The sequence below is a fragment of the Streptomyces atriruber genome, from assembly GCF_001418325.1.
Taxonomy (GTDB): Bacteria; Actinomycetota; Actinomycetes; order Streptomycetales; family Streptomycetaceae; genus Streptomyces; species Streptomyces atriruber.
The window spans coordinates 1-3901 of sequence record NZ_LIPN01000292.1; the positions used below are offsets into that span (position 1 = coordinate 1).

4 protein-coding genes and 1 riboswitch are annotated in these 3901 nt (G+C 74.7%); all 4 genes read left to right on the plus strand.

Annotated elements, in window-relative coordinates; genetic code table 11:
- The coding region (locus AOK03_RS27800) for an MBL fold metallo-hydrolase (protein ID WP_157869098.1) at positions 1 to 552 on the plus strand (552 nt) is incomplete at its 5' end.
- A 57-nt stretch (positions 553 to 609) separates the two neighbouring features.
- Positions 610 to 689: riboswitch (cobalamin riboswitch) on the plus strand.
- 143 nt (positions 690 to 832) lie between these two features.
- The gene (locus AOK03_RS27805) at positions 833 to 2056 is read left to right on the plus strand and encodes an SCO2321 family membrane protein (protein ID WP_055568101.1); all 1224 of its coding nucleotides are present in this window, start codon (positions 833 to 835) and stop codon (positions 2054 to 2056) included.
- Positions 2053 to 2730 (plus strand): SCO2322 family protein, encoded by a 678-nt coding sequence (locus tag AOK03_RS27810; protein WP_055568102.1) that lies wholly within the window; start codon positions 2053 to 2055, stop codon positions 2728 to 2730. Before AOK03_RS27805 ends, AOK03_RS27810 begins: the two co-directional genes overlap by 4 nt.
- A gap of 41 nt (positions 2731 to 2771) precedes the next feature.
- Positions 2772 to 3901 (plus strand): energy-coupling factor transporter transmembrane component T (locus AOK03_RS27815; protein WP_055568103.1); only part of this gene is annotated, 1130 nt, incomplete at its 3' end.

A 3901-nucleotide genomic window follows, 5' to 3' on the forward strand; every position in this document is an offset into this window, starting at 1 on the left:
GGCGAGCTGCTCGCCCTGCCCGGCCGCCGCCTGCGCGCGATCTGGACCCCCGGCCACACCCCCGGCCACGTCTGCCTCCACCTGGAGGAGGACCACCCGGCGGGCCTGCGGGGCAACGGCCGCCTCTTCTCCGGCGACCACCTGCTGCCCGGCATCACCCCGCACATCGGGCTGTACGAGGACCCGGAATCGGAGACCGTCACCGACCCCCTCGGCGACTACCTGGACTCCCTGGAGCGCGTCGGCCGCCTCGACCCGGCCGAGGTCCTGCCCGCCCACCAGCACACGTTCACCGACGCGCCCGCCCGCGTCCACGAGCTCCTGGCCCACCACGAGGAGCGCCTGGCCGGACTCCTCACCCTGCTCGCCGAGCCCCTCACCCCCTGGCAGATCGCCGCGCGCATGGAATGGAACCGGCCCTGGGCCGAGATCCCCTACGGCTCGCGCACCATCGCCGTGTCGGAGGCCGAGGCCCATGTGCGGCGCCTGGTGAAACTGGGGCGCGCGGAGGCCGTGCCCGGCAGCGATCCGGTCACGTTCGTGGCGGTGTGACCCGAGAGGTGCGCGGACCGGCCGGTAGAGTGAGCGCGTCGTCCTCACGTCCGCCAGGGGGAAGCCGGTGAAAGTCCGGCGCTGACCCGCAGCCGTGTACGGGCCCGGACCTCCGGAGCCCGTGAGCCGGAATGCCCGGCGCGGAACGTGACCGGCTCGCTTCATCGGGGCCCCCGATGAGCGGCACCGTCGAGGTATACGGAGCCGGAGCCGCCCGGTAGCCGTGCTCGCATGGTCCGTGCCGCCCCGCTCCCCGCAGGGAGAGGCAACCCGCCGCATCATGAACGTTCGTCGCAGCGCAGCGGTTCTGGCCGCCGTCGCCGTCTTCGGCTCGGCCGCAGCACCGGCCGCCTTCGCGGACGACAAGCCGTCGCCCTCGGCCGCGCTCCCCTCGGGTCTCTACGGCAAGACCGACCCCAAGTTCGACGGCGTCTTCCGCCAGTCGTACGCCCTGCTCGCCCAGGACACCGAGGGTGTCGAGCCCGCCGCCAAGGCGGTGGACTGGCTGACCGGCCAGCAGTGCGCGAGCGGCGGCTTCGCGGCGTACCGCGCGGACTCGACCGAGCCCTGCAACTCCAAGACGGCGGTGGACAGCAACTCCACCGCCGCCGCCGTGCAGGCCCTCGCCGCGCTCGGCAAGCAGGACCAGACGGTCAAGAAGGGCATCGACTGGCTGAAGTCCGTGCAGAACAAGGACGGCGGCTGGGGCTACAACCCGGGGCTGCCCTCCGATGCGAACTCCACCGGCATCGTGGTCGGCGCGCTCGTCGCGGCGGGCCGGAACCCCGCGGACGTGAAGTCCCAGGACGGCAGGTCCGCCTACGACGCGCTGCCGAAGCTCGCCATGGACTGCGACAAGGACGGCGGCGCGTTCGGCCTCGCCGACGCCAAGTCCGGCAAGCTCTCGCCGAACGCCGACGCCACCGCGGCCGGTGTGCTCGGCAGCCTCGGCAAGGGCCTCGTCGTCTCCGCCCCCAAGAAGTCCGAGACCGCCGCGCCCAAGTGCGCGAAGCCGGACACCGCCACGCAGGCCGCGGGCAACGGCGTGGGCTATCTGCTCGACACCCTCGGCAAGACCGACGACCACCTGATGTCGTCGATGCCGGGCGCCACGGACCAGCCGGACTTCGGCAACACCGCCGACTCCGTGCTCGCCCTCGCCGCCGCCGGGCAGAGCGAGCGGGCCGAGAAGTCCGCCGAGTGGCTCGCGAAGAACTCCGCGGACTGGGCGAAGCAGTCGGGCCCGGCCGCCTACTCCCAGCTGATCTTCGCCGCGCACGCGGCCGGGATGGACCCGCGCGACTTCGGCGGCGCCGACCTCGTCAAGCAGCTGAACGCCACGGGCCCGGCCCCGGAGACCGCGTCGAAGTCCCCGGCCGCGTCCGACGCGGACGAGAAGGACGACGACGGCGGCGTCAGCGTCTGGTGGATCATCGGCGTCGGCATGGTCGCCGGCATCGGCATCGGCTTCCTGTACAGCGGCAACCGCAAGAAGAAGCAGTGACGCGGGGCCGTGTGCGGCGCGGCCGCGTAGTGGTCGGGGCGTTCCTCGCCGCGCTGCTCGGCGTCCTCGCCGCCGCGCCCGCCCAGGCCGCCGGTTACCGCTACTGGTCGTTCTGGGAGCGGGACGGCGCGCAGTGGACGTACGCCACCCAGGGGCCCGGCACCGCCCGCCCCGACGACGGCGACGTGCAGGGCTTCCGCTTCTCGGTCTCCGACGACTCGAAGGACTCCGCGCAGCCGCGCGGCCCCGCCGACTTCGCGGACATCTGCAAGGACACCCCGGCGAAGGACGGCCGCAAGCGCGTCGGCCTCGTCGTCGACTTCGGCACGGCCGGTGACGCCCCCGACGGCGAGCGGCCGCCGAAGCCGCGCACCGCCTGCGCGCAGGTCGGCGAGGACGCCACCAGCGCGGAGGCCCTCGCCGCCGTCGCCGAGCCGCTGCGCTACGACAACAAGGCGCTGCTGTGCGCCATCGAGGACTACCCGAAGTCGGGCTGCGGCGAGCAGGTCTCCGGCGACGGGGACCCGAGCGGCAAGAAGTCAGGGACCACCGAGGCGCAGGCGGACACCGATGAGGGCGACAGCGGGCCGTCCGTCGGCCTGATCGCCGGGATCGCCGCCGTCGCGCTGCTCGGCGGTGCCGGTATCTGGCAGGCCCGGCGCCGCCGCGGCTGACGCGGGGCCCGTACGGACACGAAGACGACACGGACAGCACCATGACGGACCACGGCAGCGGCGCACCCGCTCTCCTGCGGCGCCGCCTCGCCCCCGAGGCGCACCGGAGCAACGCGCTGCACCCGGGCGCCTGGTGGGTGTGGGCCATCGGCCTCGGCACCGCGGCGTCGCGCACGACCAATCCGCTGCTGATCGGGATGCTGATCGGGGTCGCGGGCTATGTCGTGGCGGCGCGGCGGACGTCGGCGCCGTGGGCGAAGTCGTACGGCGCGTTCGTGAAGCTGGGCCTGGTGGTCATCGCGATCCGGCTGGTCTTCGCGATCGTGCTCGGCTCGCCGATCCCCGGCACACACGTCGTCGTCACGCTGCCCGAGGTGCCGCTGCCCGACTGGGCGAAGGGCGTGCGGATCGGCGGCCGGGTGACGGCGGAGGGCCTGACCTTCGCGCTCTACGACGGGATCCGGCTGGCCGGGCTGCTGATCTGCGTCGGCGCCGCGAACGCCCTGGCCAGTCCGTCCCGGCTGCTCAAGTCGCTGCCGGGCGCGCTGTACGAGGTCGGGGTCGCCGTCGTCGTGGCGATGACGTTCGCGCCGAACCTCATCACCGACGTGCAGCGGCTGCGGGCGGCGCGGCGGCTGCGCGGGCGGCCCGACAAGGGGGTACGCGGACTGCTGCAGGTCGGGCTCCCCGTCCTGGAGGGCGCGCTGGAGCGGTCGGTCGCGCTGGCCGCCGCCATGGACGCGCGGGGCTTCGGGCGCACCACGCCCGTCCCCGCCGGGGTCCGCAGGGCGACGACCGCGCTGACGCTCGGCGGTCTCATGGGCGTCTGCGTGGGGACGTACGGACTGCTGACCGCGCAGGGCACGTCCTACGGTCTGCCCGCCCTGGCCGTGGGTCTGCTCGCCGCGCTCGCGGGGCTGCGGCTCGGCGGCCGCCGTTCGGTGCGCACCCGCTACCGGCCCGACCCGTGGGGCGTCCGCGCCTGGCTGGTCGCCGGGTCCGGGGTCGCGGTGGCGGGCCTGATGATCTGGGCCGCGTCGCACGACCCCGCCGCGCTGCACCCCGGGGTCGTCCCGCTGACCGCGCCGACCCTGCCGCTGTGGCCCGCGGCCGCGGTGCTGCTCGGCCTGCTGCCCGCGTTCGTGGCGCCGGTCCCGGCCGACTCCCCCGC